Origin of the sequence: Zhenhengia sp. (assembly GCF_046966505.1) — a bacterium.
Classification (GTDB): Bacteria; Bacillota; Clostridia; order Lachnospirales; family Cellulosilyticaceae; genus Zhenhengia; species Zhenhengia yiwuensis.
Map to the genome: position 1 here is coordinate 1 of NZ_JBKVCH010000013.1, position 18,397 is coordinate 18,397.

The 18,397-nt window shown below is 35.1% G+C and carries 13 protein-coding genes, 1 tRNA gene, 2 pseudogenes and 1 other annotated feature; of the genes and pseudogenes, 1 reads left to right on the forward strand and 15 read right to left on the reverse strand.

The features are described 5' to 3' along the window. Nucleotides 1-72: 72 nt before the first annotated feature. The 10 genes from ACLTBU_RS13235 to ACLTBU_RS13280 form a co-directional block, all read right to left on the reverse strand. Nucleotides 73-144 (reverse strand) — tRNA-Glu (locus ACLTBU_RS13235). A gap of 303 nt (nucleotides 145-447) precedes the next feature. Then, a complete protein-coding gene (locus tag ACLTBU_RS13240; protein ID WP_177668876.1) occupies nucleotides 448-1,956 on the reverse strand; it encodes a DUF1846 domain-containing protein in 1,509 nt (502 codons plus the stop codon). Between the two features lie 295 nt (nucleotides 1,957-2,251). Next, nucleotides 2,252-2,872, reverse strand: coding sequence for a GDSL-type esterase/lipase family protein (locus tag ACLTBU_RS13245; RefSeq protein ID WP_412219353.1), 621 nt, complete (start codon nucleotides 2,870-2,872; stop codon nucleotides 2,252-2,254). A gap of 252 nt (nucleotides 2,873-3,124) precedes the next feature. After that, complete coding sequence (asnS, locus tag ACLTBU_RS13250) at nucleotides 3,125-4,516, reverse strand: asparagine--tRNA ligase (protein ID WP_412219355.1); 1,392 nt, start codon at nucleotides 4,514-4,516, stop codon at nucleotides 3,125-3,127. Between the two features lie 72 nt (nucleotides 4,517-4,588). After that, nucleotides 4,589-4,829 (reverse strand) — a binding site (T-box leader). A gap of 66 nt (nucleotides 4,830-4,895) precedes the next feature. After that, entirely contained in the window at nucleotides 4,896-5,684 is a 789-nt protein-coding gene (locus tag ACLTBU_RS13255; RefSeq protein ID WP_177668882.1) for a TrmH family RNA methyltransferase, read from the reverse strand. Then, the gene (locus ACLTBU_RS13260) at nucleotides 5,674-6,339 is read right to left on the reverse strand and encodes a potassium channel family protein (protein ID WP_177668884.1); all 666 of its coding nucleotides are present in this window, start codon (nucleotides 6,337-6,339) and stop codon (nucleotides 5,674-5,676) included. Before ACLTBU_RS13260 ends, ACLTBU_RS13255 begins: the two co-directional genes overlap by 11 nt. Nucleotides 6,340-6,356: 17 nt before the next feature. Then, nucleotides 6,357-7,763, reverse strand: coding sequence for a TrkH family potassium uptake protein (locus tag ACLTBU_RS13265; RefSeq protein WP_177668886.1), 1,407 nt, complete (start codon nucleotides 7,761-7,763; stop codon nucleotides 6,357-6,359). A gap of 209 nt (nucleotides 7,764-7,972) precedes the next feature. Further along, the gene (gene pyk, locus ACLTBU_RS13270; RefSeq protein WP_412219358.1) at nucleotides 7,973-9,736 is read right to left on the reverse strand and encodes a pyruvate kinase; all 1,764 of its coding nucleotides are present in this window, start codon (nucleotides 9,734-9,736) and stop codon (nucleotides 7,973-7,975) included. Nucleotides 9,737-9,772: 36 nt separating this feature from the next. Then, nucleotides 9,773-10,744 carry a 6-phosphofructokinase gene (pfkA, locus tag ACLTBU_RS13275; protein ID WP_249332332.1) on the reverse strand — a complete coding sequence of 324 codons (972 nt, stop codon included), beginning with the start codon at nucleotides 10,742-10,744 and terminating at the stop codon, nucleotides 9,773-9,775. Nucleotides 10,745-10,882: 138 nt separating this feature from the next. Next, the gene (locus tag ACLTBU_RS13280) at nucleotides 10,883-14,371 is read right to left on the reverse strand and encodes a DNA polymerase III subunit alpha (RefSeq protein WP_412219359.1); all 3,489 of its coding nucleotides are present in this window, start codon (nucleotides 14,369-14,371) and stop codon (nucleotides 10,883-10,885) included. Between the two features lie 338 nt (nucleotides 14,372-14,709). Here ACLTBU_RS13280 and ACLTBU_RS13285 point away from each other — a divergent pair, with 338 nt between their 5' ends. Then, a complete protein-coding gene (locus ACLTBU_RS13285; RefSeq protein WP_412219361.1) occupies nucleotides 14,710-15,288 on the forward strand; it encodes a hypothetical protein in 579 nt (192 codons plus the stop codon). On the opposite strand, the pseudogene ACLTBU_RS13290 reads toward ACLTBU_RS13285, so the two are convergent. The 5 genes and pseudogenes from ACLTBU_RS13290 to ACLTBU_RS13310 form a co-directional block, all read right to left on the reverse strand. After that, a pseudogene (locus ACLTBU_RS13290) lies at nucleotides 15,254-15,622 on the reverse strand (response regulator); the annotation flags it as partial. The gene ACLTBU_RS13285 and the pseudogene ACLTBU_RS13290 overlap by 35 nt on opposite strands. Before the next feature lie 131 nt (nucleotides 15,623-15,753). Next, nucleotides 15,754-16,215: a ferritin-like domain-containing protein gene (locus tag ACLTBU_RS13295; protein ID WP_320650198.1), complete on the reverse strand. Its 462-nt coding sequence runs from the start codon at nucleotides 16,213-16,215 to the stop codon at nucleotides 15,754-15,756. A 311-nt stretch (nucleotides 16,216-16,526) separates the two neighbouring features. Further along, a pseudogene (locus ACLTBU_RS13300) lies at nucleotides 16,527-16,634 on the reverse strand (tryptophan--tRNA ligase); the annotation flags it as partial. 227 nt (nucleotides 16,635-16,861) lie between these two features. Then, nucleotides 16,862-17,800 carry a hypothetical protein gene (locus ACLTBU_RS13305; protein ID WP_412219363.1) on the reverse strand — a complete coding sequence of 313 codons (939 nt, stop codon included), beginning with the start codon at nucleotides 17,798-17,800 and terminating at the stop codon, nucleotides 16,862-16,864. Next, the gene (locus ACLTBU_RS13310) at nucleotides 17,797-18,354 is read right to left on the reverse strand and encodes an RNA polymerase sigma factor (RefSeq protein WP_412219365.1); all 558 of its coding nucleotides are present in this window, start codon (nucleotides 18,352-18,354) and stop codon (nucleotides 17,797-17,799) included. Before ACLTBU_RS13310 ends, ACLTBU_RS13305 begins: the two co-directional genes overlap by 4 nt. Between the last annotated feature and the right edge of the window lie 43 nt (nucleotides 18,355-18,397).

The following is an 18,397-nucleotide window of genomic DNA, read 5'->3' on the forward strand; positions in this document are numbered from 1 at the left end:
CTGCGGCCTCCTGAACCCAAATCAGGCGCTCTAGCCAAACTGAGCCACACCCCGATATGCTATTTCTAGCAATGACCCGTAGGGGAATCGAACCCCTGTTACCGCCGTGAAAGGGCGGTGTCTTAACCGCTTGACCAACGGGCCTCAACGTGTTTTATAATAACACATCCGTTGACGTATGTAAATATTTTTTTTCATTTTTTTTAAGTTTTTTTGTAAAAAAAAATTCCTTATATCACTTAAACCCTTGATTTTACTAGATTTATGCACTCTAATCACCCTAAAATTTCACACTTTTTTCCTTATATATCACCCTATTAAAACACTATAGTACCAAATACGCTCATCTGAGCTCTCTCCTTAAAGAAGCATTGACTACTTCCCCTTGAATGTAAAAAATAACAGGCCCTTCTATACTAAAGGACCTGTTACTTTTATAGGATTAAATTAGTTGTTGTAATATAAGTTATCTGTTGGATAAACAGCATCACAAGTTACTTCGATGCCTAATTTTTTGAATGCATTTTCATTGTTATGGCTTAAAATTGTTGTAGCATGTGCTTCACACCCTTTAAGCATTTCTAATTTTTCAAGTGCTATTTGAGCCATTGGATTTGTTGCTGAACAAATTGTAAGCGCAATGAGTACTTCTTCACAGTTTAATGCTGCATTTTTGTTTTTAAGCGTTTTTTCTTTTAAAGCTAAGATTGGTTCTAAAATAACTGGAGAGATAAGGTGCATTTCATCTGCAATGTTTGCAAAGTATTTGATTGCATTAATAAGTGCCGCACATGTTCCATCCATAAGTTGTGAGCTCTTACCTGTAATGATTGTACCATCATGAAGTTCAATTGCTACTGCTGAGCAGATTTCACCAACTTCTACGTTTTCTCTCATTTTTTCTGCTACTTCTCTTGCTGCTACTGCACATTTACGGTCGCTTTCTTTAAGACCAAGCTCTTCCATAATCAGCTTTACATGTTGTACTGTTTCTTTATCTGCATGACCTTTTTTGTATTCACAAGCTGTTTTAAAATATCTTCTGATGATTTCTTGTCTTGAAGCTTCTTTTACTACTTCATCGTCTACAATACCAAACCCTACACGGTTAACACCCATATCTGTTGGTGATTTGTATACAGCTTCTTCTCCTGTGATTTTCTCAATAATACGTTTTAAGATTGGGAAAGTCTCAAGGTCACGGTTATAGTTTACTGCAAGCTCATTGTATGCTTCTAAATGGAATGAATCGATCATATTCACATCTTTAAGGTCAGCTGTTGCTGCTTCATAAGCAATATTAAGAGGATGTTTAAGTGGTACATTCCACACTGGGAAAGTTTCAAATTTAGAATATCCTGCTACATTACCTCTTTTATATTCATGATAAAGCTGGCTAAGACATGTTGCAAGTTTGCCGCTACCTGGTCCTGGAGCTGTTACAACTACAATTGGTTTAGTTGTTTCAATATATGGGTTTTTTCCATACCCTTCATCACTTACAATTGTATCAACATCTGTTGGATAGCCAGCTGTTGCACTATGTTTGTAAACTTTGATACCACGTCTTTCAAGTTTGTTGATGAACACTGTTGTTGCTGGTTGATTCTCAAAACGTGTAATAACAACACTGTTTACATCTAAATCATATTCTCTAAGATCATCGATAAGTCTTAAAACATCCATGTCATAAGTAATACCGAAGTCACCACGAATTTTATTACGTTCAATATCTCCTGCATAAACACAGATAACGATTTCTACCTTATCTTTAAGTTTATGCAGTAATTTGATTTTTGCATTTTCATCAAAGCCAGGAAGTACTCTTTTCGCATGCATATCGAATAAAAGTTTTCCACCAAATTCTAAATAGAGTTTATCATAATTATTAACGCGCTCTAAAATATACTCTGATTGTTCTTGTAAATATTTATTGTGATCGAATCCTATTTTCATTGCTCATCCTCCTAAGTGTTGTCCGTTCTTCTTAAAATCTCAAGTATATATCATACCCCTTTTACTCTTATTTGAGTAGTCTTAATTTCACCCTTTTTCTAAGGCTTATTTTACCCTGTTTTTGTAGTGTTTTTACAAACTTTTTATTACCTATTTATTGCTTATTTAAGTAGTCTTCAAGCTGTGCTATAATAGAAGATACCCCCCTAAAATAAAGTGTTAGTCTTTTTGTATAATAGATTGAATTATATCATTTAAATATAAAAAGGTGCAGAGATAAATTTCTGCACCTTTTTTAAATATATTTCTCTATTTGTTTTTTCCAAGCTACATAACCTTGACCGGTTAGATGTGCACCATCATGAGTATACTCTGCTTTGAGCTCATTTCTTTCATTTATAAATGCATCGTATAAATTTATGTATTCATATCCATATTCATGAGCTAATTTTTCTAACGCATGATTAACCTCTTGGACATCTTGATTATTGATTTTATGATTATACTCTGTATTATTAACTGGTAAACAACTTTGAACATAAACTGTACAATTTTCTATCGTTTTAAATTGATCTAAAATCATGCTATACTCTTCTGCAATTTGAGGTGCACGCTTGCCATCCCAAATATCATTGATTCCTATTTTAAGAAATACTTTAGAGGGCTTATTCGCTAATAAGTTTGGCATACGTTCATTCAGCCAAGTTATTCTGTCACTATCAATTCCTCTATTCACCACATTTTTATTATTTAGCATATCTGCCCATTCATTTCTTTGAGTAAGAGAGTCTCCTACAAACATAATACATCCCTCTTTAATAGGAAGTGTTTCAAAAATGCCCCTTCTTACAATGATACTTTCATATGGCTCAGCAGATTGAATATATCCTTCTTTCAATGTTACCTTTTCTCCCACAATGATATCCTCCTAAAATATTATAATTCTAAATACTAAAATCTATTATATATAATTTTAAAATTCATTCAACATTTTACAACAAAATATAGAGATATTTTTTAAATAAAAAATCGGGAACAACCTTATTTTCACTCAAATAAGGTTGTTCCCGATTTGGGATACTTAATCTGTTGTTTTTTCTTGTCTTCCCTTTTCTTCTCACTTTCCCTAAAAAAGTAGGAAAAAGCTTTTAACTCGCTAGAATTTATCTTAGAAGTCTGCTTGACCTGTAGTTCTTGGGAATGGAATTACGTCACGGATGTTAGTCATACCTGTTAAGTACATGATAAGTCTTTCGAATCCAAGACCGAATCCTGCATGACGAGTACCACCGAATCTTCTAAGGTCTAAGTACCACCAGTAATCTTCTTCTTTAAGCCCAAGTTCTGCCATTCTTTCAAGAAGAACGTCTAAGTTTTCTTCCCTTTGGCTACCCCCTACAAGTTCACCAATACCTGGTACAAGAAGATCCATAGCTGCTACTGTTTTGCCGTCTTCATTAAGTTTCATATAGAAAGCTTTAATTTCTTTTGGATAGTTGATTACGAATACTGGTTTTTTGAAGTGTTCTTCTGTTAAGAAACGTTCATGTTCTGTTTGAAGGTCACATCCCCAGTATACTGGATATTCAAATTCTTTACCGCAAGTTTTAAGAATTTCTACAGCTTCTGTATAATCTACAACACCGAAATCTGCGCTTGCAACACCTTGTAATCTTTCAAGGATACCTTTATCTACGAATTGGTTGAAGAATGCCATTTCTTCTGGTGCATTTTCAAGTACGTAGTTAATAACGAATTTTACCATATCTTCTGCAAGGCGCATATCATCTTTAAGGTCTGCAAAAGCGATTTCTGGCTCGATCATCCAGAACTCAGCTGCATGACGAGGTGTATTTGATTTCTCAGCACGGAATGTTGGTCCGAATGTGTAAACATCTCTAAATGCCATAGCAAATGTTTCTGCTGAAAGCTGACCACTTACTGTAAGGTTAGCCATTTTACCAAAGAAATCTTCTTTATAGTTTACTTCATCATTTTCATCTAATGGAGGATTTTTAGGATCAAGCGTTGTGACTCTAAACATTTCTCCTGCACCTTCACAGTCACTTGCTGTAATAAGTGGTGTATGTGCATAAACGAAGTTACGTTCTTGGAAGAACTTATGAATTGCATAAGCTGCAAGAGAACGTACTCTAAATACTGCTGAGAAAGTATTTGTTCTTGGTCTTAAGTGAGCGATTTGTCTTAAAAATTCAAATGAGTGACGTTTCTTTTGAAGTGGGTATTCACTTGGACAGCTCCCTTCTACTACAATTTCAGTTGCTTTGATTTCGAAAGGTTGTTTTTGTCCTGGTGTTAAAATCATATTACCCGTTACGATAATTGCTGCACCTACACCAAGTTTTGCAATTTCTTTGAAATTCTCTAATTGGTCTTCAAATACGATTTGTACACTTTTGAAGAATGTTCCATCATTAAGTTCAATGAACCCAAATGTTTTTGAATCTCTAACTGTTCTTACCCAACCTGCTACTGTTACAATTTGACCTTGATACTTGTCTGTATCATGATATAAATGTCTGATTGCTACTGTATCCATTTACTCCATCTCCTTTAATCTATTCTTATTTTTGGCAAAGACAATAAAAAAAGCCCCATCCCTATAAAAATTTATAGGGACGAAGCTGTATCTCCGCGGTACCACCCTAGTTGACCTTATGGCCCAACTCTGATCCAAGTATATCTACTAATATACTCTAGATGTAACGGTCTAGTCCCGTCTAAGCCTACTCATTACTTTTCGGTTAGAAACTCCAAGATGTTCTTCATCTAATACGTATTACCAAATTCCCAGCAACATTGGCTCTCTAAAAATACTCTTACTAGACTACTCTTCTTTTCATCGTCTATTGCTCTATTCTAACTTAAATTATGTCCTCATTATAGAGTGTTCTATTTCGTTTGTCAACACCCATACCCTATAAGCGCTGGCGCATGACTTCGTACATACAGATTGAAGCTGCAATAGATGCATTTAAAGACTCTAAGCCACCAGGCATTGGAATGTATACATTCTGGTCAGCTTTTGCAATGGCTTCTCCAGATACACCGTTTCCTTCATTTCCAATAACTAACATAAGCCCTTTTGTAAGGTCTGCTTTAGCTACTTCCTTAGCTGTATCATCTAATGCTGTTGTAAAGCATGTAAGTCCATGCCCCTTTGCCCACGCCATATAATCTTCTAATGATTTATCTGTTATAACAGGTACATGTAATGATGCTCCCATTGTACTTCTAACTGTTTTAGGACTATAAAGGTCTACGCATCCTTTAGTGAGGAAAATGGCATCTACACCAAACCCATAGGCACTTCTAATAATAGTTCCTAAATTACCTGGGTCTTGAAGATTCTCAAGCATAAGGTAGAAACCATTTGCTTTAACCTCTATATCTTCTAATTGTAATGTTTTCATCTTCACAAGGGCTAAAACGCCTTGAGGTGTCTGTGTATCGCTAATCACTTTAAAAAGTTCACTTGGTACAAGAAGAGCATTTCTTGTAGCGGATACCTTTAAAAGGCTTTCATCAAATAAGTCACTCATTACAATCGTATCAATTTCATACTCTTGTGGTATCTCATTAATACTTCTAATGCCTTCTATAATAAATAAACCTTGTTTTTTACGCTCATTTTTCTTACTTTGTAGCAACTGAATGTTCTTAATAATAGGATTCGCTGCACTTGTAATAAACTTACTATTTGCCATAACGTTTTGCCTCTAGTATTTGAATCTGCTTGTTGCTTCCAACTACAACAAGTGTGTCTTCTTGCTCTAATATATAATTAGGAGATGGAGAAATATCAATGACACCGCCTCTTTGAACAGCAATAATATTGATGCCATATACACCACGTGGGTCTAACTCAATAATGCTCTTACCTCTCCATTCTGGTAAGATACCCATTTCAATAATACTATATTCTGAAGAAAGTTGGATGTGATCGAGGATATTCCCTGAAATAAGGTTATTCGCAATACGGATACCCATTTCCTGTTCTGGTAAAATAATACGGTCTGCTCCAATTTTTCTAAGTACACGTTCATGAATCTCACTACTTGCCTTTGCAACAACGTAAGGAATACCTAATTCTTTTAAAAGTAATGTCGTCATAATACTGGATTGAATATCTTTACCAATTGCTACAATCGCTACATCAAAATTACGAATTCCAAGTGATTTAAGGGTATCCATATCTGCTGCATCTGCCTGTACAGCATGTGTTACAAACGGCGCAATCTCTTGAATACTCTCTTCACACTTATCGACAACCATTACCTCATAACCTGCTTCTGATAATGTTGTTGCAAGACTAATGCCAAATCTACCTAGCCCAAAAATTACAAATTGTTTCCCTCTCATTATTTAACCCTCTCTTTCTAACCTACCAAGACTTTCTCTTCTGGATATTGAATGATGTGTTTTTCTTTTGTTTTGCCTTGTCTTACCATAAGGGCTACTGCAATTGTAATAGTACCTAATCGTCCAATAAACATCAGCATAATAATAATGATTTTCCCTATAGGTGTCAGGCTTGTTGTAATACCTAAAGTTGAACCTACTGTACCAAAGGCTGATACCACCTCAAATAACAGCTCCATAAAGGCTGCATCTTCTGTGACAGTTAAAATCATTAGTGTACCCAAAACAACTACAATAGCAATAATCACTACAGTTAGTGCTCTTGCTATAACAGCCATTGGAATACGACGTTTATAAACCACAGTATTTTCTCTCCCTTTAATTGTAGAGAGTGCACATAAAACTAGAACACCTATTGTAACAGTCTTCACACCACCTGCTGTACCTGCTGGTGATCCCCCAATGAACATTAAAATAACACTCATAAGTTGTGAAGCTGGTGTTAATTCCGCTAATGGTAATGTATTAAATCCTGCTGTACGTGGTGCTACAGATTGGAAAAGTGCCGCATATATCTTATCTTTTAAGCTTAATGCACCTAAAGTTGCTGGGTTGTTATATTCTACTAAGAAGAAGAAAACAAATCCTATTACAATAAGTATTATTGTAATAGTCCATACAAGTTTTGTATGTAACGATAATTTATAAAAAGCTTGTTTCCATGTAAAATGCTCTGCTGATTGACGTTTCATCTTAATGATATTATAAGTATCAATCCATACACTAAACCCAAGTCCACTTGCTATAATAAGCCCCATAATCGTAAAGTTAATGATCCCATTCCCTACATAAGGTACTAAACTATTTGATCCGACCAAATCAAATCCTGCATTACAAAAGGCTGAAATCGCATGGAAAATAGAATACCCTATACCTTTTATAAGGCCATGTTCTGGTATAAAAACCAAAGATAATAAAATTGCACCTATACCTTCTACCAAAAAGGTAAGCTGCACAACTGCTTTGGCAAATCTTACAATCCCTGCCGTTGTATTAAAACTAAATGCCTCTTGCATAAGAAGTCTGTTTTTTAAAGTGATTTTTTTACCCATAAAAACAAAAATCATACTTACTAAAGACATAAAACCAAGTCCACCTATTTGGATACAAAACAAAATAACGATTTTTCCAAACAAAGACCAATACTCTAATGTATTCACGACTACAAGTCCTGTTACACAAACTGCTGAAGTAGAAGTAAATAAAGCATCAATAAAGCCTGTAGTTTGTCCACTTTGACTACTTATCGGTAACATGAGCAGTACTGTTGCAACTAAGATAACCATTAAGAAGCCAGCTACTAAGATCTGTGAAGGTCCTAGGCTACTTCTAAAAATCCCATGTTGCTCATTTACATTGTTCATTTTCTCATTCTCTCCTATGATTTACTAATTTTATGTAATCGTTTGTTATTATATCATACCCTACTTTAAAATACAGCCTTTTCATATCTTTTCTTAACGCTTTCTTAACTTTTATTAGGTTTAGCATTTTCACTTATTATCATGTATATAAGGCTTGGCTATTTAAATGTAAAAAAAGGTAGCAAAATGCTACCTTTTTAAATGATCATCTATTTTTCTAAAACTGCACCATTGTATACAAGACCTTTATCACTATCTACTGTAATAGTCGTTGCATTGCTAACAGCCTCAACCACATTTTTAGCCCCAATAATAACTGGAATGTCTAAAGTTCTACCTACAATCGCTGCATGGTTATTTTCTTCATGTGTGCTTTCTTCAACAACGATAGCACTAGCTTTTTTCATATAAGGTAAGAAAGTATTATCTGTTTTAGCAGTGACCAAGATATCTCCTTTTTTGAAGTATCTATCTGCTTCTTGTAATACTTTAATAACACTTGCTTTACCTGTTACAGCTTTTTTGCCATAACCTATACCACGTGCTAATACATTGCCTACATATTGCGTTTTAAGAACATTCGTTGTGCCTGCTACACCAACGGGAACACCTGCCGTAAGGACAACTACATCTCCTTGATTGGCAAATCCAAGTTCTTCCGTTTTCTTAATTGCCGTGTTAAAGACTTCATCTGTTGACCCTTCTTCTATATTCATAAGAAGTGGCGTACATCCCCATACTAGATTCAGCTGACGTTGTACTCTTTCATCTGTTGTACAAGCTACAATTGGGCAAGTTGGTTTATACTTAGATACAGCGCGTGCTGTATGTCCTGACTTACTAATCGTCACAATAGCTGCTGCCCCTAGCTCTGTTGCTGTCTGGCAAGTAGCATGACTAATCGCATTCGTCATGCTAAGCTTAGCTTCATTTAAAGCCATTGGTAAATTATAAAGCTTACTTGCGCCTTCTGCAGTAATAGCGATGCGATTCATCATACTAATAGCTTCAAGGGGATAATCTCCTTTAGCTGTTTCACCTGATAACATAATAGCAGATGTACCATCAAAAATAGCATTAGCGACGTCACTTGCCTCCGCACGTGTAGGGCGTGGGTTACGAATCATAGAATCTAGCATCTGTGTTGCTGTTACAACAACTTTACCTAAGTCATTTGCTTTTTTAATAAGTATTTTCTGTACAATAGGTACTTCTTCTGCAGGAATTTCTACACCAAGATCCCCACGCGCAACCATAATAGCATCTGCAACTTGAAGAATTTCATCAATATTATTTACGCCATCACGATTTTCGATTTTAGCAATAATCTGGATATGACTGCCACCATTTGCTTCAAGTACCTGACGGATTTTCACTACATCATTAGCACATCTGATGAAAGAAGCTGCAATATAGTCAAAGCCTACTTCTGCGCCAAACTTAATATCTGCTAAATCCTTATCTGTTAAAGCAGGTAAATTTACAAATACATCAGGGATATTAATCCCTTTTCTTGAGCCCAGTATTCCCCCGTTTTCCACAATACACTCGACTTCTGTACTGGTAAGATTTTTTACTTTTAACTCAATTAAACCATCATCAATAAGAATACGACTACCACGTTTTAAATCATAGGGTAAGTTCTTATAAGTCACACTGACTCTTTCTTTATTTCCTTCTACCTCTTCCGTAGTAAGCGTAAAAATGTCACCAATATTTAACTTAATCTCTTGATCATCTGCCATAATACCCGTACGAATTTCAGGTCCTTTAGTATCTAGGATGAGCGGAATAGGTCTACCTATTTCTTCTCTTACCTGTTTTACACGTTTCACTGTTTCACCATGAATCTCATGATTATCATGTGAAAAATTAATACGGATAGCATCTGCTCCTGCCATAATAATCTTTCTAATTTGGTCACATTCTCTTGTTTTAGGCCCAAGTGTACTCACAATTTTAGTTTTACGCATCGCTTTTCTCCCTTTAATAAATCTCTATTTTATCTTCTAGCAAAGAATATCGCTTAAACTATACATATATGGGTCTAACTGTTTAGTCATTTTGAGTGCTTCATTAATATCATAATCTACGTATTGTCCATTGATATAAGCTACAACACGTTTTGCCTTGCCTTCGCAAAGGAGATCTACTGCTTTTGCTCCCATCATAGACGCTTGCATTCTATCTACAGCAGTAGGAGAACCCCCTCTTTGAAGATGTCCTAAAATAGTAGCGCGTGATTCAATACCTGTTACTTTTTCTATAGTTTGTGCAAGCTGTTCTGCCCCCCCTACACCTTCTGCTACAACAATTAGGAAATGTTTCTTACCTTTATTTTTATTTTCAATAATTTTTTTAACAATCTCTTCATCACTTGGTCTTGGTACCTCTGGTAAAAGCACCATTTCAGCTCCAGAGTTAATAGCACACCAAAGTGCAATGTAACCTGCATGGCGTCCCATAACTTCTACAATGGAACAACGTCTATGTGAAGTAGATGTATCACGAATCTTATTAATTGCATCCATAGCTGTATTAACAGCTGTATCAAAACCGATTGTATATTCTGTACATGCAATATCAAGGTCAATTGTACCTGGTACACCTATTGTATTAATCCCGAGGTTTGCCAATTTTTCTGCGCCTTGAAATGAACCATCTCCACCAATGACAACAAGTCCATCAATACCAAATACACGGCACATGTCAGCCCCTCTTTGTTGTCCTTCAGCTGTTATAAACTCTTTACATCGAGCTGTTTGAAGAATAGTTCCTCCACGCTGAATAATATCTGATACACTACGTGTATCCATTTCAAATACATCTCCTGCAAGTAATCCATTGTAGCCTTTACGGATACCCATCACTTTTATACCTCGTGAGATAGCCGTCCTTACTACTGATCGGATCGCTGCATTCATACCTGGTGCATCTCCACCACTTGTTAAAACACCTATTGTTGTTACTTTTTGACTCATGAGAAACAACCCCCTGTTGTTTTAGTATTTTGTATTAATGCCTTGCTTTGATAACTATTTAACTTATAGAAAATTTAAACTTGTGTACATTATATTGATCGATTTTAATTTTACCTAACTATTTTTTAAATTGCAATATCATTTCTCAGATTTTGGTACTACTACACAGGTATTACCTAAGAGGTTTTTAAGCTCCTGTATAATCTGGTCATTCACTTGTACATTATATTTAGGTGGAAATGGCTTTTTCATGTTATCCTCTAAGGATTCTACGATTATTCTAGTTTTTCCTGGATACTTTGCAAATATACTTAAAAGCTGTTTACGTATATCTTCTGTGCGCTGACTTGCATCTAATCTTAATAAAATATGATCTACTTCTTGATCTGGATTTAAAATAGCCTCTAAGGTTGTTAAATCATCTACAAGCACAACCGCTGCTTCCTCTTCTTTAATAGAAATATGACCTTTAATCATATAAACCTTCGTTTCATCTACTCTTTCAAACTTTTCAAACTGGTTTGGGAAGATGATACACTCTATAGTACCTGTTGTATCTTCTAGAGTAATAAAGGCCATCTTACGATTTGTCTTAGTGTAAATGACACGTTTTTCCGCTAACAACCCACCTACTATAACTTGCTGGCCATCTGTTATTTTGTAGTCGCCATCAAATTCTGCCCCTTCTTCTTCTGTCATCTCTAGATCCACTGCATGATGTGTGATGTATTTCTCAAGCTGTCCACTTACTTTATCAAGTGGATGCCCACTTAAGTAAATTCCTAATACTTCTTTTTCAAAGTTTAAAATTTCCTTCATCTCAAACTCTGGTACATTTGGCAGATGGTCATCAAAAGCATTCCCCTCTTCTGCGTCTCCACCTATGCTAAAGAGGTCTATCTGACCTGCTATATTATTACGTCTATTGGTAGCTACACCATCTGCAATTTGCTTGTAAGCTGCCATATACTGACTACGCTTCCCACCAAAGTCATCAAAAGCACCTGCTAAAATAAGGCTTTCTACGCTTCGCTTATTCACATCTTTAGAATCCATACGGTTATAGAAGTCAGTCAGACTCTTGAAGCGGCCATTCTTTTCGCGTTCTTCTACAATCTTTTCAATAACGTTACGGCCTACATTCTTAATGGCTGCTAGCCCATACATAATACAGTCATCTTTCGTACTAAAATAAGCATAACCTTCATTGATATGAGGAGCTATAACTTGTATCCCCAGCTTTTTACAGCTATCAATATACTGCCTAATTTTAGGTGTTACATCCATAACAGATGTCATAAGTGCTGCCATAAACTCTACTTTATAGTAAGTTTTAAGGAAAGCCGTCTGGTAGGCAACTACTGCATAAGCTGCCGCATGTGATTTGTTGAAAGCATACTTAGCAAAGTCAATCATATCATCAAAGATTTGGTTTGCAATTTCTTTTGGAATACCATTAGCAATCGCACCTGGTACATCCACGCCGTCTCCATTAAGGAAAATATCACGTTCTTTTTGCATCACATCTGTTTTCTTTTTCCCCATAGCACGGCGAAGTAGGTCACTTCGGCCTAAACTGTAACCTGCAAGGTCTCGTACAATCTGCATAACCTGTTCCTGATAAACAATACAGCCGTAAGTATTTTCTAGAATAGGCTTAAGAGCAGGGTGCGTATAAGTAATGCTCTCCTTATCACGTTTACCATCTACATACTTTGGAATAAAGTCCATTGGACCTGGTCTATATAAAGATACCCCCGCAATAATATCTTCAAGGCTCTCTGGACAAAGTTCTTTCATGAAAGACTTCATCCCAGCACTCTCTAGCTGGAATACCCCCTCTGTATTACCTGATGCAATCATTTGATACACTTTAGGATCTTCATAGTTAATACTATGCATATCGAGTTCCACACCATGATTCTGCTTCACTAACTTCACTGCATTATCAATAACTGTTAATGTTCTAAGACCTAGGAAGTCCATCTTGAGAAGACCCAGTTCTTCAAGGGTAGTCATTGGGTACTGAGTTGTAATAACACCATCACTCGCATTGAGTGGCACATACTCTACTACAGGCTTTTTAGAAATTACAACACCTGCTGCATGGGTAGATGAGTGACGAGGAAGCCCCTCCAATTTAAGGGCTGTATTAATGAGGTATTTTACTTTCTCATCTGTTTCATAGAGCATATTAAGCTCTTCATTCATATTAAGTGCCTTGCTTATGGTCATCTTAAGCTCATTTGGAATCATCTTAGCAATACGGTCTACTTCTGGATAAGGCATATTGATAGCACGGCCTACATCACGAATAACCGCCTTGGCTGACATGGTTCCAAAAGTAATAATCTGTGCTACACGGTCTTCACCATATTTATGAATAACATAATCAATAACTTCCTGACGTCTTTCATAACAGAAGTCGATATCGATATCAGGCATACTGATACGTTCTGGGTTTAGGAACCTTTCAAAAAGTAAACTGTACTTAATCGGGTCGATATCTGTAATCTCTAAAGCATAAGCTACAATACTTCCCGCTGCCGAACCACGTCCTGGCCCTACTGGAATTCCTTGTCGCTTTGCGTACTTGATGAAATCACTTACAATAAGGAAATAATCCACGAAGCCCATTTGAATAATAATACCAAGTTCATATTCTAAACGCTTGCGAAGCTCATCTGTCACAGGAGTATAGCGCATAGCAAGTCCTTCATCACAGAGTCTTCTAAGATACTCTTCTGGCGACTCTTCTGTAGGGACATCAAAGCTTGGTAATTTCAGTTCATGGAAGTCAAAAGTTACATTGCATCTTTCCGCAATTTTAGCTGTATTTTCTAAAGCCTCTGTTGCATAAGGAAAGAGTGCATACATTTGCTCCGGACTCTTAAGATAGTACTGTCCCCCTTCATAAATCATACGGTCTTCATCCTGCATAGTTTTACCTGTCTGAATGCAGAGTAGTACTTCATGTGGGTTAGCATCTTCTTCTAATATATAGTGCACGTCATTAGTCGCTACAAGTGGAATTCCTGTCTCCTGCGCAATGCGCAAGGTCTGAGGGTTTACCTTGGCTTGTTGACTCATACCATGATCCTGAAGTTCTAAATAAAAATGATCTTTCCCCATGATTTCCTCATAAAGGAGTGCTGCTTCTTTTGCTTTTTCATAATTATCTTCTAGAAGGGGTCTAGAAACCGGACCAGCTAAACAGGCACCTAGGGCAATAAGCCCCTCATGGTGCTCTCTTAAAAGATCAAGGTCAATACGTGGCTTACGATAGAAGCCTTCTATAAAGCCTTGAGAAACCATTTTAATCAGGTTCTGATAACCTTCATTATTTTTAGCAAGAAGTACAAGATGGTTATATCTTAAATCTTGTTTTTCTTTATCAAATCTTGTTCGTGGTGATACATAGACTTCACAACCAATAATAGGTTTAACGCCTATATTCTTGGCTTCTTTATAAAAATCAATTACACCATACATAACCCCGTGGTCTGTAATGGCAAGTGCATCCATTCCTAATTCTTTCGTTTTTGCAAGGAGTTCTTTTATTTTGGCGGAGCCATCTAATAAGCTATATTCTGTATGAACGTGTAGATGTGTATAAGGCTTTGTCATAAGTGCCTCCTTTCTTTTGTTACGCATCTGTTTTATATTTAAATTATTTGTTTTATTATATCACTTTTAGGTATTTGGTGGATAGACTCTGGAGATTTTATATAACAAAAAGCCTAGGAAAACTGAAAAACAATCTTCCTAGGCTCTTTTACCCCACCGTGTCCACAATGTCCATTTTGTGGCTTTTCTATTGGTATAGAAAAGTTTTACAGCTTATTATATACTATAATGCTTGCAATAGCTATATATTCTTTTCTAAATTTCTTTTTCTAGGTGTACATAACCTTATTTATAAGCTATAGTATGAAGCAAATTTATTCCTAATGCGAGGTGTTTTCATGTCCTTTTTAAGATTTTTAAAAGATAAATGGTTAGTGTTACTTACCTACAGTATACTAATGCTTTTTACCATTATTTTTCTACGTGCTATTCATACAGCAGTTTATCCTATTGTATCTCTTATTACTCTTTATACAATTGCCTTAATCAGTTTACTCCTTCTAGAGTATATAAAAAAGCATGCTTACTATAAAACTGTACAAGATCAGCTTCAAAATCTTGACCAAAAATATTTGTTATGTGATATCATTTCACAGGCTCATTTCCAAGAAGGTGAGCTCTTCTATGAGATACTTAGAACTACTACAAAATCTATGAATGATCATCTAGATGCTTATCAAATGGAACGCATTGCTTACCAAGAGTATATTGAAATGTGGGTTCATGAGATAAAAACCCCCATTGCCTCAGCTAAACTCCTTGCTGAAAATCATAAAGACCCTATTACGCGTAGTATGGCTGAAGAAATAGATAAAATTGAAATCTTCGTAGAACAAGTTTTATTCTATTCTAAAAGTAATACAACTGAAAAAGACTATATTATTAAAAGCTTATCTCTTCATCCCCTTTTAAAATAACCCCTTTTGAAAAGTTAATCTGGAAGTTTCTAAAGGCCATAACCTCTTGGTAAGCTGCATAAGTTCTCTTAATAAGGGCTGCAATACGCGCTAGGAGAATTTGTGTATTGTATGGCTTAGTCACAAAGTCATCTGCCCCTAAGTTCATACTCATCAGCTCGTCCATCTCACTATCTCTACTTGTCACTATAATAATCGGCGTTGTAAGATCTTTACGTATTTCTCTACATATATAATATCCATCATAAAGTGGCAAATTAATATCTAATAAAATAAGATGTGCCTGAGCTTTCTTTATCTTCTCTATTACATTTTCAAAAGCAGTTACAACAAGATGCTCATAACCATATCTCTATTTTATACATTTCATTCACCTTATTTTTATTCTTTTCCTTTAGTATTAGTGTATCACAAATCTTACTTTCTTAGTATGTATAGAGCCTGTTTCAACAGACTCTTTTAAATTTAACTATTTAAAGTGATTAAATAATTATATTTACTAGCATGTTTGAGTTCATCTGTTAAAATCTCAAATACCATATCTCTATAATATTCTGTAGGTAAACCTGCACGAATATCACGGTAACGTTCTACTGCACTTAGTTCTCCAAATAATGCCTTGGTTAAACCTTGTTTATAAGAATTAGGTTTATCAAAATCTACATTTTTAGGTGTAGGTATTTCTTGCCCTGTAAAGTGTTTATAAATTTCTCTATACATCTGATTATGTTTTCTTTCATCATCGCGAATAGAGGTAATAATATCTTTTTCATTTTTTGTTGGTGCTATAGAAATAAGGTAACTATAGAACATTTCATCTTCAGCTTCGCCTTGAACGGCATCATACATCAGTGCAAGTGCTTGTTCGAGTGTCTTATAAGTAGTCGGAATTTCATTACGCATTCTTCTAAAATTTTGTTGAGGCATAGTTTTAACTCCTATAAAAGTTGTCACTATATCTTATTACAAAACTTTCCAGATCGTGCTTGTTTAAGTGAATGCTTCAACATTTATAACTTAATATTCATAGCTGCCTTTACTTCGTCCATTGTAGCATCCCCTATGCGATTAGCTTTCTGACTACCATTTATAATAAACTCTTTCACCTCATCTAAATGGTTTTCATAATAAGCACGTTTTTCTCTCATTGGGTCTAGGAGTGTATTGATACAACCCGCTAATCGCTTTTTACAAGCTACGCAGCCAATATTAGCCCCCTTGCATCTATCACAAATATCTTCATACTTATCTTGAAGTCTTACTCTATTTTTTAAACTCCCCACGTAATGTCCTAAATGTAATTTTCCTGTAGTACGATCCCCTGTTAAAATTCTTTTTTGATGCATTTCCTTCAACTCCTTTTTTCTTAATAAAACAAAAAACTCCTACTCCAAAATAGGAGTAGAAGTCTACTTAGCCACCTAAAAAGTTCTTATCACATACTGACATATGCTCTCATCATAACGGTTAGAGTTTCCGTCATCGCCTACTCTTCTCATTTCGGGATGCCCTCGTAAGTCCATTTACTTAAATATAAAATATTGCATCACACCAACCTGCAACTCTCTGAACATTAATTATTAATTTGTATAGATATGGATTTATTACTAAATTCATAGTCCACGGTTACATTTTCTACTGTTTCAGCATTATTATATGTCAGCATACTATTAAATGATAACCTATCATTTGTTATCCATTCAACACTGTTAATACTGCAATAATTTTCATTGTCTATACGCATAGGTACATTTACTCCTTTCTGTGCGCCATATACACCCCTTGCTGTCCCCACTAATTCTGGGCTTATCTTACCATTTATTATATCTATAATGACTATAAATTCACTTTTATTAGAGGCCATTTTCACTGCTAATAGCGAATGATCCGGTGATGGTATGATATCTGTTATATACATAAAGGGTTCTGTAAATGCAATATATTGTTCAAGTACATTATCTTTTATTCTCCAAAGTACATTATGGCTTCCATAATCAGAGTAATTGTTAAATAACATAAAAATAATACTTCCATCTGATAATTTATAAATATTTTCGCTTTGATAACTTTGCGATAAAATATCCACTGCAAACATGGCTGCTTGTGCTATTTTTTCTTGTTCACTCTTTATAAAAGGTGTTATCTTCTTAATAGCCTTTTCCCTTAATACTTCATCATTAAAACATTCTACAAGCCGATTAATTGCAATATACACATATTCTTCTTTATCACTTTTTAATGCATCAAAAAATTTATCAGCATCATATTCTATTCCGGGTGTTAATTCCATATTCTCAGGTGATAAATAACGTATATAAAGTTCTGTACTTTGATTTTTTAAATATTCTACAGCGTATACAGTACTCGATAATGAAATAAAAATACAAATACAAGCGACTAATCCTATCCACTTTTTTAAATTATTTTTTTGTGTTTTTTCTATGTATGCTACACTTTCTATTAAATCATCATCAATCATCCCTATTTCTTTATAAAGCCATTTTTTATTCATATTTCAAACCCTTTCTTCTCAAGATATTTTTTAAGTTTACTCCTTGTTCTATGTAACATAGACTTTACCTTACTACTGCTCATATTAAAATTTGTAGAAATCTTTTTGATTGAATCCGAATACCAGTATCTCCTAATAAATACACTTCTAGCTTCTCTATCAATCGTATATAAAAATTTACTAATTGATCTTGCTAACTCACCATGTTCATACTGATTCTCTACTGTATCTGGTGAAGATAAACATTCTTCTAATTCTGATAAAATAACATCAAATTCATTATTACGCTTTTTCGCCTTATTATAACTATACTTATCAAGTGCAATATTACGTATTACCCTCCCTAAAAAAACAGATAATTTATTAGGCCGATTGGGAGGGATTATATTCCAAGCAGTCATATAAGTATCATTTTCACATTCTCCTATATCTGCATAATTAGATAATATATTTGATGCAATAGCCCTGCAATAATGTCCATATTTACTCTTTGTTTCAATAATAGCTATTTGAGATCGTTGCCAATATAAAGTACTTATCTCCTTATCATCCATACATTTATCTCCTCTTATTCATTCTAATGAGTGTTTCTAAATA

Excerpts from the sequence above, each read along its gene's own strand:
- ACLTBU_RS13240 (WP_177668876.1), bottom strand. The coding sequence starts at position 1,956 with ATGAAAATAGGATTCGATCACAATAAATATTTACAAGAACAATCAGAG.
- pyk (WP_412219358.1), bottom strand. The coding sequence starts at position 9,736 with ATGCGTAAAACTAAAATTGTGAGTACACTTGGGCCTAAAACAAGAGAA.
- asnS (WP_412219355.1), bottom strand. The coding sequence starts at position 4,516 with ATGGATACAGTAGCAATCAGACATTTATATCATGATACAGACAAGTAT.
- ACLTBU_RS13305 (WP_412219363.1), bottom strand. The coding sequence starts at position 17,800 with ATGAATAAAAAATGGCTTTATAAAGAAATAGGGATGATTGATGATGAT.
- ACLTBU_RS13310 (WP_412219365.1), bottom strand. The coding sequence starts at position 18,354 with ATGGATGATAAGGAGATAAGTACTTTATATTGGCAACGATCTCAAATA.
- ACLTBU_RS13280 (WP_412219359.1), bottom strand. The coding sequence starts at position 14,371 with ATGACAAAGCCTTATACACATCTACACGTTCATACAGAATATAGCTTA.
- ACLTBU_RS13265 (WP_177668886.1), bottom strand. The coding sequence starts at position 7,763 with ATGAACAATGTAAATGAGCAACATGGGATTTTTAGAAGTAGCCTAGGA.
- pfkA (WP_249332332.1), bottom strand. The coding sequence starts at position 10,744 with ATGAGTCAAAAAGTAACAACAATAGGTGTTTTAACAAGTGGTGGAGAT.
- ACLTBU_RS13260 (WP_177668884.1), bottom strand. The coding sequence starts at position 6,339 with ATGAGAGGGAAACAATTTGTAATTTTTGGGCTAGGTAGATTTGGCATT.
- ACLTBU_RS13285 (WP_412219361.1), top strand. The coding sequence starts at position 14,710 with ATGTCCTTTTTAAGATTTTTAAAAGATAAATGGTTAGTGTTACTTACC.
- ACLTBU_RS13255 (WP_177668882.1), bottom strand. The coding sequence starts at position 5,684 with ATGGCAAATAGTAAGTTTATTACAAGTGCAGCGAATCCTATTATTAAG.
- ACLTBU_RS13295 (WP_320650198.1), bottom strand. The coding sequence starts at position 16,215 with ATGCCTCAACAAAATTTTAGAAGAATGCGTAATGAAATTCCGACTACT.